Origin of the sequence: Streptomyces sp. NBC_01012, from assembly GCF_045162755.1 — a bacterium.
Classification (GTDB): Bacteria; Actinomycetota; Actinomycetes; order Streptomycetales; family Streptomycetaceae; genus Streptomyces.
This window is the reverse complement of the sequence record NZ_CP108688.1, coordinates 1,467,333-1,485,508: the sequence shown is the minus strand read 5'-3', so window position 1 is coordinate 1,485,508 and position 18,176 is coordinate 1,467,333. Positions and strand designations below refer to the sequence as shown.

Annotated in this window: 15 protein-coding genes; 7 read left to right on the top strand and 8 right to left on the bottom strand. The window is 69.6% G+C overall.

Going from position 1 to position 18,176, the window contains the following annotated elements; translation table 11 throughout:
• Positions 1-40: 40 nt before the first annotated feature.
• Positions 41-823 (top strand): NAD(P)H-dependent oxidoreductase, encoded by a 783-nt coding sequence (locus OG623_RS06405; RefSeq protein WP_406145093.1) that lies wholly within the window; start codon positions 41-43, stop codon positions 821-823.
• A gap of 20 nt (positions 824-843) precedes the next feature.
• Here the strand turns inward: OG623_RS06405 and OG623_RS06400 are convergent, their stop codons facing one another.
• The gene (locus OG623_RS06400; RefSeq protein WP_406145091.1) at positions 844-1,719 is read right to left on the bottom strand and encodes a hypothetical protein; all 876 of its coding nucleotides are present in this window, start codon (positions 1,717-1,719) and stop codon (positions 844-846) included.
• Between the two features lie 140 nt (positions 1,720-1,859).
• On the opposite strand from OG623_RS06400, the gene OG623_RS06395 reads away from it, so the two are divergent.
• The 3 genes from OG623_RS06395 to OG623_RS06385 all read left to right on the top strand — a co-directional run bounded on the left by OG623_RS06395 (position 1,860) and on the right by OG623_RS06385 (position 4,446).
• A complete protein-coding gene (locus OG623_RS06395; RefSeq protein ID WP_406145089.1) occupies positions 1,860-3,233 on the top strand; it encodes a hypothetical protein in 1,374 nt (457 codons plus the stop codon).
• An 83-nt stretch (positions 3,234-3,316) separates the two neighbouring features.
• Positions 3,317-4,228 carry a hypothetical protein gene (locus OG623_RS06390; RefSeq protein WP_406145087.1) on the top strand — a complete coding sequence of 304 codons (912 nt, stop codon included), beginning with the start codon at positions 3,317-3,319 and terminating at the stop codon, positions 4,226-4,228.
• Positions 4,225-4,446, top strand: coding sequence for a hypothetical protein (locus tag OG623_RS06385; protein WP_406145085.1), 222 nt, complete (start codon positions 4,225-4,227; stop codon positions 4,444-4,446). Before OG623_RS06390 ends, OG623_RS06385 begins: the two co-directional genes overlap by 4 nt.
• An 11-nt stretch (positions 4,447-4,457) precedes the next feature.
• Here OG623_RS06385 and OG623_RS06380 read toward each other — a convergent pair whose 3' ends face one another.
• From OG623_RS06380 to OG623_RS06355, 6 genes are all read right to left on the bottom strand, one after another.
• Positions 4,458-4,646: a DUF397 domain-containing protein gene (locus OG623_RS06380; RefSeq protein WP_406145083.1), complete on the bottom strand. Its 189-nt coding sequence runs from the start codon at positions 4,644-4,646 to the stop codon at positions 4,458-4,460.
• Position 4,647: 1 nt separating this feature from the next.
• A complete protein-coding gene (locus tag OG623_RS06375) occupies positions 4,648-5,490 on the bottom strand; it encodes a Scr1 family TA system antitoxin-like transcriptional regulator (RefSeq protein ID WP_406145081.1) in 843 nt (280 codons plus the stop codon).
• A gap of 130 nt (positions 5,491-5,620) precedes the next feature.
• Complete coding sequence (locus OG623_RS06370) at positions 5,621-6,271, bottom strand: class F sortase (protein WP_406145079.1); 651 nt, start codon at positions 6,269-6,271, stop codon at positions 5,621-5,623.
• Between the two features lie 52 nt (positions 6,272-6,323).
• Positions 6,324-6,992 carry a hypothetical protein gene (locus tag OG623_RS06365; RefSeq protein WP_406145077.1) on the bottom strand — a complete coding sequence of 223 codons (669 nt, stop codon included), beginning with the start codon at positions 6,990-6,992 and terminating at the stop codon, positions 6,324-6,326.
• Positions 6,993-7,169: 177 nt separating this feature from the next.
• Positions 7,170-8,657, bottom strand: a complete 1,488-nt coding sequence (locus OG623_RS06360; RefSeq protein WP_406145075.1) for a hypothetical protein — start codon at positions 8,655-8,657, stop codon at positions 7,170-7,172.
• Between the two features lie 58 nt (positions 8,658-8,715).
• Positions 8,716-9,387 carry a hypothetical protein gene (locus tag OG623_RS06355; protein WP_406145073.1) on the bottom strand — a complete coding sequence of 224 codons (672 nt, stop codon included), beginning with the start codon at positions 9,385-9,387 and terminating at the stop codon, positions 8,716-8,718.
• A 221-nt stretch (positions 9,388-9,608) separates the two neighbouring features.
• Between OG623_RS06355 and OG623_RS06350 the strand changes: the two genes are divergently transcribed.
• From OG623_RS06350 to OG623_RS06340, 3 genes are all read left to right on the top strand, one after another.
• Positions 9,609-10,820 (top strand): HupE/UreJ family protein, encoded by a 1,212-nt coding sequence (locus OG623_RS06350; protein WP_406145071.1) that lies wholly within the window; start codon positions 9,609-9,611, stop codon positions 10,818-10,820.
• Positions 10,821-10,968: 148 nt separating this feature from the next.
• Positions 10,969-12,948: a fibronectin type III domain-containing protein gene (locus OG623_RS06345; protein ID WP_406145069.1), complete on the top strand. Its 1,980-nt coding sequence runs from the start codon at positions 10,969-10,971 to the stop codon at positions 12,946-12,948.
• A gap of 74 nt (positions 12,949-13,022) precedes the next feature.
• Positions 13,023-14,111, top strand: a complete 1,089-nt coding sequence (locus OG623_RS06340) for a WxL protein peptidoglycan domain-containing protein (protein ID WP_406145067.1) — start codon at positions 13,023-13,025, stop codon at positions 14,109-14,111.
• A gap of 73 nt (positions 14,112-14,184) precedes the next feature.
• Here the strand turns inward: OG623_RS06340 and OG623_RS06335 are convergent, their stop codons facing one another.
• Positions 14,185-18,033, bottom strand: a complete 3,849-nt coding sequence (locus tag OG623_RS06335; RefSeq protein ID WP_406145065.1) for a GH92 family glycosyl hydrolase — start codon at positions 18,031-18,033, stop codon at positions 14,185-14,187.
• Between the last annotated feature and the right edge of the window lie 143 nt (positions 18,034-18,176).

Genomic DNA, 18,176 nt, shown 5'->3' with positions numbered 1-18,176 from the left:
GACACACCTCGCCGGAAGGACCGGCAGGAAAGGAACAGCCATGAAGACGCTCATCGTCCACGCCCACCCGGAGCCCCGCTCGTTGAACGGCTCGCTCAAGGACATCGCCGTCTCCACTCTCGAAGCCGCCGGGCACGAGGTACGGGTCAGCGACCTGTACGCGATGAACTGGAAGGCCGTGGTGGACGCCGCGGACTTCGGCGAGCACGCCACCAACCCGCTCCGGGTCGTACGGAGTTCGGCCGGTGCGTACGATGCCGGCGAGCTCACGCCCGACGTGGCCGTCGAGCAGCAGAAGCTGCTGTGGGCCGACACGGTGATCTTCCAGTTCCCGATGTGGTGGTACACGATGCCGGCGATCCTCAAGGGCTGGGTGGACCGGGTGTTCTCCTTCCACTTCGCGTACGGGGTCGGCGTCCACGACGAGACGCGGTACGGCGATCGCTTCGGCGAGGGCACGCTCCAGGGCCGCCGGGCGATCCTGTCGGTGACCGTCGGCGGCCCCGAGTCCCACTACACGGACCGCGGGATCAACGGCCCGATCGAGGACCTGCTGTTCCCGATCCACCATGGGATCCTGTACTACCCGGGCATCGAAGTGCTGCCGCCGTTCGTGCTGTACGGCACCGACAGGATCAGCGGCGGAGCCTTCGCGGACGCGGCGAAGGCCTGGGAGGAGCGGCTGCTGACACTGGAGACGATCGAGCCGATCGCCTTCCGGCGCCAGAACTTCGGTGACTACGAGATCCCGTCACTGCGACTGAAGGAAGGCCTGGAGGCGCCGGGTCGCCAGGGGTTCGGCCTGCACGTGCGCGGTCACTGAGGCGTGAGCCGGGCCCTCGCTCAGTTTCCGCCCATGCTCGAACTCGACTCGTAGGGGCGGTTGTCCGGGTGGTATTCGAGCGCGTGCTCCGGGTCGATCTCCACCAGTAGGTCGCCGTCCGGGCCGGTGAACACGATGACGTGCGTGCCGGGCACGGGGATCTTCCCGGCGGTGGTGTTGACCCGTACGCGGATCTCGTGCCGGCCGTGCTCGTCGTCGTAGCGGATCGGTACATCCCCGCCGCCGTTCCAGCTGCGCGGATCGGGAAGCTTCGCGACGACGCCCGGACTGCGGGGCGCGGTCTGCCGCAGGTGGAGGATGCGCTCGACGTCACGCCGCGCCCGGCGCACGCTCCGGACGGCGAGTACCGCCAGGACCAGGCCTGCGACGGCCGCCAAGACGGCCCCGACGGCGAGGAGTTCACTGTTGAAGCGTTGGTGGTCGTTCCAGCCGGGGTAGTCGAACGCCTCCGGATGGAGCCGGATGTCGCTCGCGCGCCACGACCACCGGAGCGCAAGGCCGCCCAGCCCGATGGCGACGCCGCAGAGCACGCCGGCGAACATGACCAGGTTGCGTGCGTTGCCTCGCATGATGAGTTCGGTGCCGGTCGTGAAGGTCCCGGAGAAGGTGATGAGCGCGACGACGGCCGCCGGGACACCCAGCACGAGCCACCACCATCCCGTGCCGCCACCGGTCTCCGCACGGGAGGCGAACACGAGCCCGAAACCGGCGATCGTGAGCCCGAGACTGACGGCGAAACCTGCGACGAGGAGCACGAATCCGCTCGTCAGCCGCGCGAGCGCCGCACCGGGAGGCACCCGGGTGACGCTCCCACCCTTCTCCCCGTGGGTGGTGAAGACCGGCCGCTCCTCCAGCCAGGCCCATTCCTCGCTCATGCACCGATGGTAGAGGACACCGGTCACACCCGGCCCCGAGCGGCGGGCACCGCTCGGACGGTGGTCCGCCGCCTCCGGGGCACCGGCCGGGAGGAAGGGAGACCGGTGCCACCGCTCCGCACCGCGATACGGTCAGTCGTGTGAAGTCCAGCGCCAACACCCCTCCGAGCAGGGCCTGTGGAACGCGGGGGGCGCCGATACCCGAACCGGGGGCGCGGGTTCCCGAGCACGCCCTCAGGCCCGCCGCCTCACGCGGACCAGGCCTCGGCCTGTGCCACGTCTCGCGGCTCTACGCGCAGGACGGCGCCCTGGTGCTGCGTACGCCCCGCCGCACGGTCCGCCATCCGGTGGGCGGTACGGGCATCACCCGGGCCGTGTTCGTCGACATCCCCGGCGACGACCGCACGCGCATGGGGCCCGCCCTGCCCGGCTCATGGGGCGAGATCCAGTTGCAGGACCGGGACGGGGCACTCATCGGCCGGTTCGACGTCGAGGACTGGCTGCCCGAGTCACCCGCGCTGCCCCGACGGTGGCTGCAGGGCGAGCAACTCCTCCAGCGGGCGGGAGTGAAGGCCCTGCTGGCAGCGGCGGACATCCCCCTGCACGTGGTGCGCGACAGGAACGATCCGCTGGTGGCCCGGGGCGGAGGCGCCGCACTCGGGCCGGGCAGCGCGTTCCCGTACTGGTACTGGGCTGTGCGGGCCGTGGCCGGCACGGTGTGGTTCGCCGCCTTCACCGCCGTCCTCTTCTCGGACACCGAGGCCGCCTGGGCCGTCCTGCTGCTGGCCACTGCCGCCTTCGTCGCACCGGTCGCACGGCTGGCGCTGCGGGCCGCGACCTGGTGGAGCCTGCGGCATTGCGACCCCGTCATCCGCGCACATGTGAGCCCCGCACCGGATCCGGCACTCGGCGCCACGGTCAGATTCTGCCGGGACACCGTGCTCCGGGTACAGGAGCGCGACCTCGTACTGCGGGACCTCGGCGGGCAGGAGTACTGGTTCCCGTTGACCGGCCCGCACGCCGTGACCGCATTGGTCCGGGTGAACGACCGCACCGGCGTCCCACTCGGGGTGGAGCTCAGGGGACCGGGGGAGCAGGTGCGGGCCGTGTTCCCGTGGGACCTCTGGTTCGGCGGCGCGGCAGGGGCCGACGGCTGGTCACGCCTGCGCCGCGCCGCCGGGCTGACCGTGTCCGAACGCCGGCTGAGCGGCAAGGCACTGTGGCCCAAGGGGCCGGCGCTCGGCCCGAGTCTGCTGCCCGGCTCGGGAGCCGAGGCGCGCCGCATGTCCCGCTTCCCCAGCACCATCGCGGGGGTGTCGTCCACCGCCGTCATGGCCATCGGCTCCGCCTTCTCCGTGATCCAGGGCCAACGGATCGCCGAAGAACACCCGGGCGCCGCGCTCGCAGCGACCCTCATGGGCGCGGTCGGTCTCGCCCTCCAGGCAGCGCCGTACGCCGCCCACCAACTCCGCGGCCGCCTCCGGCTCGACCGGCCCGCCCGTGAACGTCCCTGAGCACCTCTGAACGCTGAGGAGCCGGAGGATTTCGCGCAGGTGCGCACCTGGTGCCGACCGGGACACGACGTCAGCATCGAGTGGTGAACAACTCCAACGAGCCGCACATCTCGCACAAGGCACATCTGCCCTACCCCTACGACCAGGACATCTCCCACGTCCTGCGGCATCTCAGCAGAATCACGGCCACCGGCCGGAAGAAGCTCGCCAACAGTCTGAGTACCGCCGGCTACCTGGCCGCGGGCATGCGGCTGATCCAGCAGCACCTGGGGCCGGGTGCCTTACGGAGCGCCGCCGCCGGGAACGCGCACGCCCTTGAACGTCCGCTGCTGGGCTTCCTGTCCCAGCGGGCGGTCGCGGCGGCAGCGGCGGAGAACCCGCCCCCGTTCATCTCCCGGGGCGGTGTACCGAGGCTGCGGACCACCTGGCGCTCACAGTCCGACTTCGTCGCCGACCTGATCAACTTCGCTATGTGGCCCGCGAATTACCATCCTGGCTATCTGAAGCAGCGGGCAGCCACCACCCGGAGGCTGGTAACCGGCGAGGACTTCGTGGAGGCCGTCCACGAGACGGCCTACCAGCACACGGCGGAGAGCGCCCGTATGCCGTCGGTCCGGCTCAGCCTCGTCCTGATGGCGCTCGCCGACGGCGACGACACGGTCCAGCGGGCGCTCACCGAGACGTACCGGGGCTACCTCTCCTCCTGGAAACACGTCTACGCCGACGTCCTCCAGGCACGCGGCCTGCGATTGCGCGCCGGGCTCGACCTCGACGACCTCGCCAACGCCCTGTCCGCCGCCACGGACGGCGTGATCCTGCGCTCCATCGGCGACCCGGGGGCCCGGGTCGTCGACCGGGAACGGGAGAGCTCACTCATGGGCACGGTCGCCCTGGCCGTGATCCACGCCTTCCTGGAACCCGCAGACGCGTCGGACGGCCTCACCCTGGAACAGGCCGTCAGCGCACGCCTGGACCGGACGGAGACACCCCGATGACCTCCAGCACCCGCCCTCCGGCGGTACCCGGAACGGACGCCCGAATCCCGGCCTGGCTGACTGCCGCCACCGGCCTGTGCTCAGGCGTCGCCACGGTCGTCCTGGCGCTCACCGGCCACGCCGAGGCCGCAGCGGCCGTCGGAGTCGCGGGCGGTGCCGTCGCCGGTGGCGTCCAGGTGACGGTGAACGTCCAGCGGAGGCCGTCCGGCCAGGAGTGACGCGCCGGTACTCAGAGGGAGCCGCACCTCAGCGCATCGACGAACTGGGACCACCGCACGGCGGAGAAGGTGAGTGGGGTGCGGTCGGGTGTCTTGCTGTCGCGCACGGGCACGAGGCCGGGGACGCCGTCGGCGACCTCGACGCAGTTTCCGCCGTCCCCGTTGCTGTACGAGGACTTGCGCCACGCTACCGAGGACATGTCACGAGAGGTGAACATCTGACGCATAGCCCTTCGCAGCCGACTTGATGAGGGACAGTGATGCCTCCGGGGACAACGCGGAAGCCCTGGCCAGATCGTATGCGCAGGAGAATTGCTCCACCAGCCCAGGGTCCTCCACGAGTTGACCGCTGTACGCGGACTCCGTGTAGGCGACGGGAGGGGCGTCGGAGAAGTGCATCAGGGTAACCGGTCCGTGCAGCAGGGGACTTGCCCCTGCGAACGGCAGCACCTGGACCACCACACGCGGGCGCTCACTGCCTTGTGCGTGAAGGTGGTCGAGCTGCTCGGCGATGACGGCGGGCCCACCCAACGGAACGCGGAGCGCCGCCTCGTGGATGATGACCCAGAGGACGGGCGCCGTGGGGGAGTCGAGCAGTTCTCCGCGTTCCATGCGGGTTCGGACATGGTTGTCGACGACCTCGCTCGATGCGTAAGGCTGAGCCGTACGTGTCAGCGCTCGCGCGTACTGCTCGGTCTGCAACAGCCCCGGGACTGCCATGGGCGAGTACTCCGCGATGGAGACGGCGCGTTGCTGGAGCTCCGCCGCGTCCGCGAAGTACCCCGCCACCTTCGACGTCCGCGCCAGTCGGCACAGCCGCTGCAAGTGCTCACCACTGCCAAGGAGTTCGTCCAGCCCCCGCGAGATCTCCTCCTGCGGCTGTCGCTCCGCCGCCTCGAACATCCCGATGTACGCACCAGAGCAGAACACCCGCTCACCCAGCTCGTTCTGCGACAGTCCAGCCGCCTCGCGCAGGCGGCGGAGCTCGGCGCCGTAGAAGGCGCGCGGATTGGCATACGGGTCGAGGTCCTTCGGAAGCGGCATATCGGCAACGTAGCGGCTGCCCCGTCCCCTTATACGGTGCATCAGTTGGCGTCACCCGTACGGTGTTGCGGGGAAGCACGGACGGCTGGTACCTCTGCCCCCGAGGTACCAGCCGGAGCCCGTGGCGGTGTCAGGCCGCCTTCTTCTTGAGCGAGGTGAGGTGGGCGAATACGACCACGTTGGCCGAGTAGCCGGCCTTCTTGTCGAAGCGCCCTCCGCAGGTCAGCAGCCGGAGTTCGGGCCGGCCCGTCGCCCCGTACACCTTGTCGTCGGGGAACTTGTCCTTCGTGTACGTCTTCATCTCGTCGACGGTGAAGACCGCGGTCCTCTTGTCCGCCCGGGTGATCGTCACCGTGTCTCCGCGGCGCAGGGCGTTGAGATTGAGGAAGATCGCGGGTCCCGTCGCGGTGTCGCGGTGGCCGACGAGCAGCGAGGTTCCCGCCTCGCCGGGGGAGGGGCCCTTCTGGAACCACCCCACCTGCTTGGGCTTGTTCAGCGGTGGGGCGCCGAGTCGGCCCTTCTTGTCGAGGGCGAGGCCCACGACCGGGGCCTCGATGTAGATGGCGGGGATGGCGACCTTCACCGGCCGGGAGTGGACCAGCGGCGCGTGCGAGGCGGGCACCTTCTTCTGCGGCTCGTGCGGGGCCCTGCGGAACGGCGGGGCCCCGCCGCCCGCGGCGTCGCTGCCGCGGGCGGCGGTGACCGACGAGGCGTCATCCGGCGAGTCGGAGCTCGCCCACACGACGCCGGTCACCAGCGAGAAGGTCACGCTCAGGGTCATCGTGAGCCGGCATGCACGACTCGGCCCTCGTCGTCGCCGTCTGCCGCGCGGGTTATGCCTCGTTGCGGGCACGGCGGCGTGCGGATCGACGCACCACGATCAGCCCCGCGAGTCCGGCGGCGCCGGCGACCAGCGCGGCCGACGCGCCGATGTTCGAGTCGCTCTCGGAGCTGACGCTCTCCATGTCCGGGACACCGCCACCGCCGGCGGGCACCGCGCCCGACGGCTTCTCCCACGACTTCTCGGCGCCCGACGAGCCCTGGTCCTTGCCCTCACCGCGGCTGCCGCCCTGGCCGGGCTTGGGGTCGCAGTTGACCTCGAAGCTCTTCTGCTTCGGGCCCGCCGGGACGGTCCACACCAGCTGGTACGTGCCCTCGGGGAGCAGGTACTCCTGGCTGGTGGCCTTGCCGTTCACGAGCGGGAGGGTGCCGAGCAGCGTGTCGCCCGGGGGGACGGTCGGCGGCTGCGCGGTGATGGTCCAGGGGACGGAGGGGAAGGACTCGAAGTTGTTCGCCTTGAGCACGAACTTGCAGACCTCGACGCCGTCGCGGTCGCCACGCGAGTGCCAGCCGACCGACGTGACGTCGATGTCACCGCTGTCCCCGGGCAGGGCGTAAGCGGCGGGGGCGGCGGCCAGGGTGACGCCGGCGAAGGCGGCCGCGGCGGCCATCGTGATGCCCGTGCGGGCACTGCGGGAGCGGACGGAAGCGGAAATGCGCATGCTGGGGCTCCTTCAAGTCGAGATGATTGTCGTACTGATCACCTGATCGCCTAAGAGATGACATGGATCACGGAAAGAGTCTGTAGGGACACCGTAAAAGCGCGTAAAAGTACCCTGACTAGCCGATAGCGGTCGGCGAAAGGGCAGGTGGAGGCGAGTCCATCGGGGGCCGTGTGGTCAGCCGGTGCGCTTCCGGCGCCGCAGGTACACGACCGCCAGGGCCGTGCCCAGGACGGCGGCGCCTCCGATCGCGGCCCAGGTCACGGGGCGCAGGAGCGCGCGGTAGGCCGGCGCGGGTGAGGCATCGAGCGGGATGGCGGCGGTGTCGTTGCCCGGAGTGCGGTCGTACGGGTTGTACGTGCGGATCGTGCCCTGCGCGCCCTCGACCTGCCGGTCTATGCGGATGTGGAACTCGATGGCGGTCGTCCCGTCATCCCGGCCGGCCCAGGAGAGCGCCTCGCCCGCGAGGTCGCAGACGAAGGCCCCGCCGGGCCTCTCCGGTCGGTCGCACCCCCAGTCCCGGTCCGTGTCCTCGAACGAGTACGGGACGGAGGTGACGGTGGCGCCCTCCGGCGGGACCACCTCGAAGCGGCCCATTGCCTCGTCGCCCCGCAGCTTGCCCGGGCCCAGGTCGCGTACGCCGAGGCGTACCCGCACCGTGTCGCCGACGCGTCCACGGACCGTGGCGGTGACCGGGCGGTAGTCCGCCTGCACTGTGGTCTCCACCTTGACGACACCGCTGTTGCTCCCGAACGCGCCGTCGGACGTGGGGACCAGGGTGATCGGAGCGCCCGTGCCGCGCACCGTGTGGCCGGCGGGCTTCTCCGGGGTGGCGGACCAGTCGTAGGACAGGGTGCCGTTCAACTCCTTGTCGGCCGCGACGTAGGGGAGCGGTGCACCGGTGCGGTACGCGGTGCCGGGTGCGGCCTTCGCGGAGAAGAGGCACCAGGCCGATGTGGGCGACGTCCCGGTGTAGTAGCAGTTGCTGTGCCGGGTCTTCAGGGTGAGGCCGCCGTCCGCGCGGATGCGCAGTGCGACGCCCCGGTCGGCCGCGAAGCGGCTGTGATTGGCGAACTTCGGTGTGAACGTGGCTGGTCGGCTCGGCTTCACCCCGCTCACCTCTGCCTCCTTGTCCGGGGCGCCCAGCGTGGGTCCGCCCACCACCAGGCGGGTGGTGCCGGTGACCGGCTCCGTGTTGTCCGCACTCGCCGTGTAGGTGACCGTGCCGCTGTCGCCCGGCTTCACGCCGTCCAGGCCGATGATGTCGAAGGGGGCGTTGCTCTCGCCGTCGTTCTGGAGGGTGCCGTACACGCAGGTGTAGACCCAGCCGCTGCCGGTGCAGTTGCCGTAACCGCCCTTGGTCACACGGGCGATGTCCTTGAGTCCCGAGGCGTCGACCACGACCTTGACGTCGCGGGCCGGTTCCTTGTTGCCGGGGACGACGGCGACGGGTACCACGAAGTCCCCGTTCCTGGCCTCGGCCCCCTCGTCCGCGTTGTACGCGACCACGGTCCGCGGGACGTCCTTCAGGGTCAGCGCGACCTTCTTCGAAGCCGAAGCCGAAGCCGGGGTGGCGGTCACGGCGGCCATCGCGAGGACGGCGATCCCCACCCGCACGGTCGTCCGTATCCAGGAGCAGGGGGAGGGGACGGGAGATGAGGACATGCGGAGCACTATCTCATCGGGCGCCGGCGAAGGGCGGTCTCAGGCAAGGGGCGGGGCCTCAGTGGTCGTCCAGCCACACCACGATCCCCGTATGCCCCGTCAGCACCGCCGCCGTGCCCGCCCGGACGGCAGCCGCGCAGCGGGCGTCGGTGAACGAGGCGGGGTCGTAGGTCGATGACATGCCGAGCCCCTCCCCGCGGTACGAGGCCCCCGACCAGTCGACCGCCGTCACGTTCTCGGTGGGTTCGGCGAGCTCCGCCCCGACGACCAGGAAGTCCTGCGAGAGATGGCTCGGACTGACCGTCGTCAGCGGGTCGATGAGGTCGTTGCCCACGCTGATGACGAGGTCCGGGTGCAGGTCGATGGCGCGGATGACGGCGGGCAGCAGGTCCGTGTCGTCGGACGCGGTCTCGGTCCGCAGATCCACGTCCGCCTCGTCCGCCCAGGCCTTCACCGCCTTCACCAGGGTCTTCGTCGGGCGGTCGCCGCCCGCGCCGAGCAGCACGACCCGGGTGCCGGCCGCCGGCCGTACCTCGGACCAGGAACCCGGGCGCGGCGTGACCGTCGACTCCGGTGCGGGTGAGGTGTCCTGGCCGATGAAACCCGCCCCCAGCGCGCCGACGGCGGAGGGGCTCGGGCGCCGCTGCGACCAGTCGTCGTCGCCCGAAGCGCATCCGGCGAGCAGGGCGGCGGCCATCACCAGTACGGCGGCCAGGGGCGGGCGGTGCACGACGATCGTCCTCCGGGAGGGGCGGGTGTGGTGGCGGGCCGGTGGGCGAGCGGGACGCACACCGCCGGCACGGGGCGGTTTTCCCACATCCTGCTCGCCCGTTCCACACGATCTCCATCGTTCCGACGGCTTTCGAACGTTTATTTTCTCATGGTTCGCTGATCGGTCGTCGGTGGTTCATCCACGACCAGCACGGTGCACGGGCAACCCCAAGGAGACTCATGTCGCACCGTGTCCGCCGCCCGCTGCTCGTCCTGGCCGCGGCGGTTTTCCTCTTCCTCGGCCTCGTCAGACCCGCGGCCGCCCATGGATTCACCTCCACCGTGTACGCACACGTCACCGCCGACGGTGACGGGCCGCTGCGGACCGAACTGAAGCTGGAGTACGACCTGCTCGTCGTCTCGGCCGCCGACGCCGGCTCCGACGACCCCCTCTTCCGCGCCGGAACCGAGGCGTTCGAGAACGGCGACGCCCGCGCCCAGGCCGCCGCCCTCGACTCCCACCGCGCCACCGTCGTCGACTACGTCACCCAGCGGTTCTCGGTCACCACGGGCGGCCCCGACTGCGAGCCCGCACCCGTCGGCAGGACCAGGATGGGCACCGAGGAGGGCGTGCCCTACGCGCAGCTCACGCTCGACTGGACCTGCGCCGAACACGGCACCGGCGACCACGAGATCCGCAGCGCCCTCTTCCCCGACCCGGAGGGTTACGTCAAGGGGACCAAGACGATCGTCACCTACGACGTCGACGGCCGTACCGGCAGTGCCGCGGTCGACAGCGGCCACCCCGCCTTCTCGATCAGCCAGTCCTGGCCGGAGCGCTTCTGGGAGTTCTTCCGCCTCGGCGCCGAGCACCTGCTGACGGGCACCGACCACATCCTGTTCCTGCTCGCCCTCATCGCCGGATCCCGGCGGCCCCGTGAAGTCGTCCTCGCCGCCACCGCGTTCACCCTCGCCCACTCGGTGACGTTCCTGCTGGCCGCCCTGGGCCTGGTCGATGTCCCCGCAGCGCTGGTGGAGCCCGTCATCGCGCTGTCCATCGCCGTGGTCGCGGGCTGGCACCTCTGGCGCCTCCGAGGGGGCGGCGACCATGTCGCGGAGCTCAGGGCGCCCGGCGGGAGCCGGTTCGCCCTGGACCGCGCCGGGTGGATCCGCCTCGGCGTCGTGTTCTGCTTCGGCCTCGTGCACGGCCTCGGTTTCGCCGGAGCGCTGGGCATCGACGCCGCGTGGTCCTGGACCCTGCTGTGGTCCCTGCTGGTGTTCAACATCGGCATCGAGGCCGTCCAACTCGGCGTGACCGCCGTGCTGTTCCCGCTTCTCCTGCTGCTCGGACGCCGTTCACCCCGATCCGCCCGGTGGGTCACCGGAGCCCTGTCGGCGGGGGTCGCCGTCATGGGCCTTGCCTGGTTCGTCCAGCGCGTCACCGCATCGTAGAACCGCAGGCAGGAGGCAGGCGGGCGGTGATGTTCAGCCGTGGCCCCGGCGGTATTCGCACGCCGTTCACCCGGTGCCGAGAGCTTGGTGTCCTCCTTCGAGTGTGCACATCGTGCACACCGTTTGAACACAAAAGAATCGATACTTCATGAGAACGCACTCTTCCCAGCAGGCCCGAAGAGAGCCCCTGCGGCACCGTGTGGCCACCGGCACCACCGCCGCGCTCCTCGGTCTGACCGTGGCCTTCGCGGGCGGGCAGGCCACGACCGCCGCCGCGGCGGAGTCCTCCACCCTCACCGGCATCGTCCTGGGCGTCGGCGCGAACGAGACCCAGCGCACCGTCAACTGGTACGCCTCGGACGGCAGCGCCCAGAAGGTCCAGCTCGCGCCCACCGCGCAGCTCGACGGGGGTGAATTCCCCTCCGGCGCCGCCACCTTCGACGCCCTGGGCGCCAAGAACACGGCCGGAACCGACGGTTACAACCACAACGCCACCCTCACCGGCCTCAAGGAGAACACCGCTTACTCCTACCGCGTCGGCGCCGAGGGCAACTGGTCCAAGACGTACGCCTTCGCGACCCAGGACTTCGAGGGCGAGTACGACTTCCTGTTCCTCGGCGACCCGCAGATAGGCTCCTCCGGGGACCTGGCGCAGGACCAGGCCGGCTGGCAGGACACCCTCGACGTGGCCACCAAGGCCAACCCGAAGGCCGAGATCCTGGTCTCCGGCGGTGACCAGGTCGAGAGCGCCAACAACGAGTCCCAGTGGGACTCCTTCCTGGCGCCCGACCAGCTGCGCCAGTACCCGTGGGCGGCCACCATCGGCAACCACGACGTCGGCGGCAAGGCGTACGAGCAGCACTTCTCCACGCCGAACACCGACAACTCGGACGCGCTGTACGCCAACGGCGACCCGGCGTCCGACACCTCGGGCGGCAACTACTGGTACATCTACAAGGATGTGCTGTTCATCGACCTCAACAGCAACAGCTACGACACCTCCCAGGGCGGCGGAGGCGACGAGGCGCACACCCAGTACGTCACGGATGTCATCAACCAGCACGGCTCCGAGGCCAAGTGGAAGGTGCTCGTCTACCACCACTCCATCTACTCCCCGGCCTCGCACGCCAAGGACAAGGACAACAAGGCCCGCCGGGTCGACTTCCCGACGACCTTCTCCAAGCTGGGCGTGGACATGGTCCTCCAGGGCCACGACCACAGCTATTCCCGCAGCTACCTCATCAAGAACGGTGAGAAGGCCGACCCCGAGGAGCAGCCGGGACAGGCCGATGTCTACCCCGGCCCCGGCGGCGTCCTCTACGTCACGGCCAACTCGGCCTCGGGCTCGAAGTACTACGACATCACCCCGCCCGACAACAGCGGCACCAGCGGCGCGGGCAACGGCGCCGACCCGCTGAACCCGGACAGCTACTGGTACAACTCGGTCCAGAACCAGGAGCACGTCCGCAGCTACGTCAAGGTCCAGGTCCGGGACGAGAAGCTGGTCGTGGAGAACATCCGCAGCGGCAGCTGCGATGCCCCCAACTCCCAGGTCTCCAAGGGCGACTGGTGCAAGAACACCACCGCCGACCAGCCCGTCGGCTCGGTCGTCGACAAGGTGAGCGTCCACCCGTACCACGGTGACGGCCAGTCCCTCCAGGTCAACGTGCCGAAGCCGGCTCCGGGCGAGTTCGGCTGGACCATCGACGGCTACAACGGCCTGGTGGACCTCGGCACCGCCAAGGAGGCGAACGGTGACCACTTCACCGCCTCCGGCAAGATCAACCCGATCCTGGTGTCGGACACCCGCCGCACCCTGTCCCCGTGGGCCGTATCGGCCGGTGTGAGCGACTTCAAGGACGCCGAGAAGACGTTCGCGGGCTCCTACCTCGGCTGGTCGCCGTACATCCTCGACCAGGGCGCCGGCGCCAAGGCCGGAGCGGCGGTCCCCTCCGGCTACGACGGCAAGGGTGACGGCCTGTCCCTCTCCCGGGGCCTCGGCTCTGCGCCCCAGGGCCACGAGCGCGGCACCGCCAAGCTGGGCGCCGACCTGGATCTGAAGATCCCGGACTCCGTCCAGAAGGGCGGCTACCGCGCCACGCTGACCATCACCGCGCTGAGCAGCTGACCCTCCCCGCACCACCGGCGTGGCAGGCTCCGGTCCGCCGGGGCCTGCCACGCCGCCATTCCGAGAGAGACCCCATGCACGCAGTGGCACCACCTCGCCGCACCACCACCGCCCTCCTCGTCCGCACCGCGCTCCTCGCCCTCCTCGTCCTCCTCACGGCCCTGGTGTCCGGCACGTTCGCCGCCCCGCAGGCCCGGGCGGCCGAGGGCGACGTCACCTGGACGGTCCGGACGGCCGCGAACGACTACGGGGAGGACCGGTCGAGCTTCAGCTACACGGTCAACCCCGGCGGTGAGGCCGAGGATGCCCTCGTCGTGGCCAATCACGGCACAGAACCGCTGACCCTCGCCGTCTACGCCGCCGACGGCTTCACGACGGAGAAGGGCCAGCTCGACCTCCTCACCGAGGGGAAGAGGTCCAGCTCCGTCGGATCCTGGGTCCGGGCGGAGAAGAAGAGCGTCCGGATAGCCGCCGGCAAGAGCGCCGAGATCCCCTTCACCGTCAAGGTCCCGCGCAACGCGACCCCCGGCGACCACGTCGGCGGCATCCTGACATCGCTCAAGCAGTCCGACGACGCCGAGGGCATCGCCGTCGACCGGCGCCTCGGCATCCGGATCAAGCTGCGGGTCAGCGGCGCCCTGCGCCCCGAACTCACCGTCGAGGACACCCACGTCGACTACCGAGGCTCCGCCGACCCGTTCGCCCGGGGCGACGCCACGGTGACCTACGACCTCCACAACACCGGCAACGCGCTGCTCTCCGGGAAGCAGAAGGTCACCCTCACCGGCCCCTTCGGGACGCTGAGCACCGATGCCGGCACCCTCGACGCGCCGCCGGAACTGCTGCCGGGAGAGCACTGGAAGGTGAAGGTCCCCGTCCACGACGTCACCCCGGCCTTCCGGCTCACCGCCACCGTCGCCGTCACCCCGCTCATCACCGACGCCGCCGGCTCCACCACCGCCCTCGACCCCGTCACGGCCACCGGCCACGGCTGGGCCGTTCCCTGGACACTCCTGCTGATCGTGATCCTCGTACTCGGCGGGGGAGCCGCGGCGTTCGTCCTCGTCCGGCGGGCGCGCGCCAGGCGCGCGCGGCAGGAGGACGAGCGGGTGCGTGAGGCAGTGGAACAGGCCCTGAAGGACAAGGCGGACCAGCGGTCCTGAGACGCCCCGCACACGCGGACGGGCCGCCCGGATGCTCGGGCGGCCCGTCCTCATGCGTACGGAAGGTGAAGACTCAGGAGATCAGTTCGATCTCCGCCAGCGTCGCCGCCTCCGTGGTCACCAGCCGGTACTTCGTGTACGCCTTCGGTGAGGGCACCGAGAACGCCCGGGTCTGCTTGTCCCAGGCGAAGGTCTGGCCGGACCGCTTGTCGAGGTCCTTCCAGGAGGTGCCGTCCGTCGACCCCTGGAGCACCCAGCCCGTCGGGGCCTTCTTCGCCGTGTCCGAGGTCAGCGTGTACTGGACCGCCTTCGTACCCTCGGCGGCCGGCAGGTCCACCGACTCGACCGAGGCCGAGGTCTCGGAGGAGTTGTCGTACAGCGCGCCGTCGCCCTTGAGCACATCCGCCTTCGGCGTGGGCACCTTGTCGTCCTTGGTGATGGAGACCGGGGCCGCGTCCTTGCCCGTGCCCCACGACGAGGGCTTCGAGCCCATGTCGAACTCCAGGACACCGCCCTTGGCGAGCAGGTCGTGCGGCAGCGAGGTGGAGTTCCACTTCTTGCCGTTGACCTTCAGGCCCTGGACGTAGATGTTCTTGTCGCTGTTCTTCGGCGCCCTGACGACCAGGTCGTGGCCGTTCTCCAGGTGCACGGTCGTCTTCTTGAACAGCGGCGAGCCGATCGCGTACTCACCGCTGCCCATGACCAGCGGGTAGAAGCCGAGCGAGGAGAAGAGGAACCAGCCCGACTGCTCGCCGTTGTCCTCGTCGCCGTGGTAGCCCTGCCCGATCTCGCTGCCCGTGTACAGCCGCCCCAGCACCTCGCGGATCTTCTCCTGGGTCTTCCAGGGCTGCGAGGCCGCGTCGTACATGTACGCGGCGTGGTGCGCGACCTGGTTGCTGTGGCCGTACTGGCCCATGCGGACGTCGCGCGCCTCGGTCATCTCGTGGATCACGCCGCCGTACGAGCCGGTGAACTCGGGTCCGGCCGTCTCCGGGGTCGAGAAGTACGTGTCCAGCTTCTTCGCCAGACCGTCCCGCCCGCCGTAGAGGTTGGCCAGGCCCCGGCTGTCCTGCGGGGCGGTGAAGGCGTAACCCCAGCCGTTGGTCTCCGTGTAGTCGTAACCCCAGACGCGGGGGTCGTACTCGTCGGCGGGGAGCCGCCAGTCACCGTTCGGCTTCTTGCCCTGGAAGAAGTCCGCCTTGTCGTCGAAGAGCTTGACGTAGTTCTGCGCACGGTTGAGGAAGTACTCCGACTCCTCCTTGTAGCGCTGCTTCTTCGTCTTCTTGTAGAGGGCCTTGCCCATCTGCGCGATGCCGTAGTCGTTGAGGTAGCCCTCCAGCGACCAGGACAGGCCCTCGTGGGTCTCGGTGTTCGCGTAGCCGGTGAAGACCGAGGTGTCCATGCCCTTGCGGCCGACGCCCGGGGACGGCGGGGTCACCGTGGCGTTCTTGACCGCCGCGTCGTAGGCCGCCTCGCCGTCGAAGTCGACGCCCTTGACGTAGGCGTCGGCGAAGGCCACGTCGGAGCTGGTCCCGGTCATCAGGTCGGAGTAGCCGGGGGAGGACCAGCGGGAGACCCAGCCCCCGTCCTTGTACTGCTGGACGAAGCCGTCGACCATCTTGCCGGCCTGCTTCGGGGTCAGGAAGGAGTACGCCGGCCAGGTCGTCCGGTAGGTGTCCCAGAAGCCGTTGTTGACGTACACCTCACCCTTGACGAGCTTCGCTCCGGTGTGGGTCGGCGTGTCGTCACCGGCCTTCTCGGAGAAGGGGCTCGCGTAGGTGCTCCTGCCGTCGACCTGCTCGAAGCCCGAGTTCGGGTACAGGTAGAGCCGGTACAGGCTGGAGTAGAGCGTGGTCAGCTGGTCGGCGTTGGCGCCCTCGACCTCGACCTTGCCGAGGATCTTGTCCCAGGCCTTCTGCGCGTCCTTGCGCACCGTGTCGAAGGACTTCTTCGCCGGCAGCTCCATGGCGAGGTTCTGCTTCGCCTGGTCGACGCTGATCAGCGAGGTGGCCAGACGGAGGTTGACCGTACGGTCCTTGCCCGCGTCGAAGCGGAAGAAACCGGTGACGTCGTCACCGCCGCCGCCCTTCAGCTTGCCGCTGTCGGTGACCGGCGCGTCGAAGGACCCGTACACGAAGAGCCGGGTGGCGCCGGTGGAGCCGCCGCTCTTCACATCGGAGAAGCCGCTGAAGGAACCGGTCTTCGGGTCGAGGGTGAGACCACCGTCGTTGGAGACGTTGTCGAAGACGAGGCTCGCGTCATCGCCCGGATAGGTGAACCGCATGCGCGCCGCGTGGTCGGTGGGCGCCATCTCGGCCTTGAGACCGTTCTCGAAGGTCACCCCGTAGTAGTGCGGGGTCGCCGTCTCGTTCTCGTGGCGGAAGGGCAGCGCCCGCTTCGTACGGGCCGCGTCCGGGGTGCCGGAGGCCGCCGACGGCATCATCTGGAAGGTCTGGCGGTCACCCATCCAGGGGCTCGGCTCATGGCTCGCGCCGAACGCCTGGAGCGTGGGCAGATTGTCCTCGTTGTTGCCCTTGGCGTAGTCGTACAGCCAGCTCGTGGAACCGGCGTTGGTGACCGGCGTCCAGAAGTTGAAGCCGTTCGGGACGGCGGTCGCGGGGAAGTTGTTGCCGCGCGAGAAGTCACCGCTCGAGTTGGTGCCACGCACGGTCGACGCGTAGTCCGAGAGGTGCGCCTTGCGCTTCTCCGGGGCCTTCGGGGCGATCGAGATGTCGTCGATCCAGCCCTGGAACTTCGAGGGGCCCTTGGGGGAGTCGTACGCCACCAGGATCCGGTCGACGGTCTTGCCGGCCGCGACCGTGCCGATGCGGGCGTCGACCTTGTTCCACTGGTTCACGTACAGCCGCTTGGCGTCGGCCTGGCCCTGCGGGGTGAGCGCACCGCCGTTGGTGTCGGTGGCCTTCAGCTCGCTCAGGTACGTGCCGTCGGTGAAGGCCAGGTCCACCGCCACATGCGTCGCGGGGTAGTCCAGGTCCGTCTCACTCATCTGCGGATAGACCAGGTACGACAGCTGCGTGTTCTTGGTGATCGCCGTGTTGACGTCGAAGACCTTGTTGTACGAGTAGGCGTGGCCGTCAGCCTTGTGCGTACCCGCGTAGCGCAGGGCCTTCTTTCCGGTGAACCCGGCGCCCTGCTTGGCGGTGGGGGAGCCCGAGGGGCCCCGGTCGGGCTGGGTGCGCATCTCGTCGGGGGCGGGGGCGGAGGTGTCCCCGTCCGAGAACTGCACGTCGCCGAGCTGGATCGCGTCGTCGGCGCCGTTGTTCTTCGTGATCTCCAGCCGGAAGTGCTGGTAGGCGGTGTCCGTGGTGAAGTCGTAGGACTTGGTCTGGAGCCGCTCGGAGAACGTCTGGCCGGTGCGGGTGTCCAGGTCCTTCCAGGTCTTGCCGTCGGCCGACCCCTTCAGGGTCCAGTCCTTGGGGTCCCGCTCCTCGTGGTCGTTGGCCGAAGTGAGCGCGTACGTCACGACCTTGGCGGGATCGGCGAGATCGAACTCCACCCAGCCCGTGGAATCGAAGGTGAGCCACTTGGTGCCGGGCTCCCCGTCGATCAGGTTTTCCTTGACCTCGCCGCCGTCGGCATTCTCGTCGCTGGCGCGCAGATCCGTGACCTGATCGGTGATATTGCCCGGTATTCCGCCGGCGAATCCACCGTTGACACCCGATGCCCTTTTCTTTCCATCGGCGTCTTCTTCGACTGTATTACGCCAGTCCGGCTGCTTTTCGTCGTCCTCGAAGGAGGAACTGAACGACGTGTCGCCGGACGGCTTCCGGTCGGTCGCGGACGGCTGGGCGAGTGCCGCGGTGGGGGCCGCCAGGGCCAGGGCGAGAGAGGCCGCGAGGACCGTGGCGAACTGGGTGTGTCTGGGGCGCGAGCGTTGCTGGGGACCACGTGGGGGCTGCATACGAAGCCGTTCCTCCCGGGACATGCATGGACAACGTTGTCATCATGGGATACGGGTTCCAGTAGGGAGCCAAGTGGCCGGATGTGTCAAGGGTGTTGCGCAGGGTCTACGTCGGCGATTCGACCCTATTGCGGAAAAAGGTG

Bases quoted from the DNA above. Each gene is read 5' to 3' on its own strand.
- OG623_RS06385 (WP_406145085.1), top strand. From the start codon at position 4,225: ATGACCTCCAGCACCCGCCCTCCGGCGGTACCCGGAACGGACGCCCGA.
- OG623_RS06405 (WP_406145093.1), top strand. From the start codon at position 41: ATGAAGACGCTCATCGTCCACGCCCACCCGGAGCCCCGCTCGTTGAAC.
- OG623_RS06350 (WP_406145071.1), top strand. From the start codon at position 9,609: ATGTCGCACCGTGTCCGCCGCCCGCTGCTCGTCCTGGCCGCGGCGGTT.
- OG623_RS06380 (WP_406145083.1), bottom strand. From the start codon at position 4,646: ATGTCCTCGGTAGCGTGGCGCAAGTCCTCGTACAGCAACGGGGACGGC.
- OG623_RS06335 (WP_406145065.1), bottom strand. From the start codon at position 18,033: ATGCAGCCCCCACGTGGTCCCCAGCAACGCTCGCGCCCCAGACACACC.
- OG623_RS06370 (WP_406145079.1), bottom strand. From the start codon at position 6,271: ATGACCCTGAGCGTGACCTTCTCGCTGGTGACCGGCGTCGTGTGGGCG.
- OG623_RS06375 (WP_406145081.1), bottom strand. From the start codon at position 5,490: ATGCCGCTTCCGAAGGACCTCGACCCGTATGCCAATCCGCGCGCCTTC.
- OG623_RS06340 (WP_406145067.1), top strand. From the start codon at position 13,023: ATGCACGCAGTGGCACCACCTCGCCGCACCACCACCGCCCTCCTCGTC.
- OG623_RS06365 (WP_406145077.1), bottom strand. From the start codon at position 6,992: ATGCGCATTTCCGCTTCCGTCCGCTCCCGCAGTGCCCGCACGGGCATC.
- OG623_RS06345 (WP_406145069.1), top strand. From the start codon at position 10,969: ATGAGAACGCACTCTTCCCAGCAGGCCCGAAGAGAGCCCCTGCGGCAC.
- OG623_RS06360 (WP_406145075.1), bottom strand. From the start codon at position 8,657: ATGTCCTCATCTCCCGTCCCCTCCCCCTGCTCCTGGATACGGACGACC.
- OG623_RS06400 (WP_406145091.1), bottom strand. From the start codon at position 1,719: ATGAGCGAGGAATGGGCCTGGCTGGAGGAGCGGCCGGTCTTCACCACC.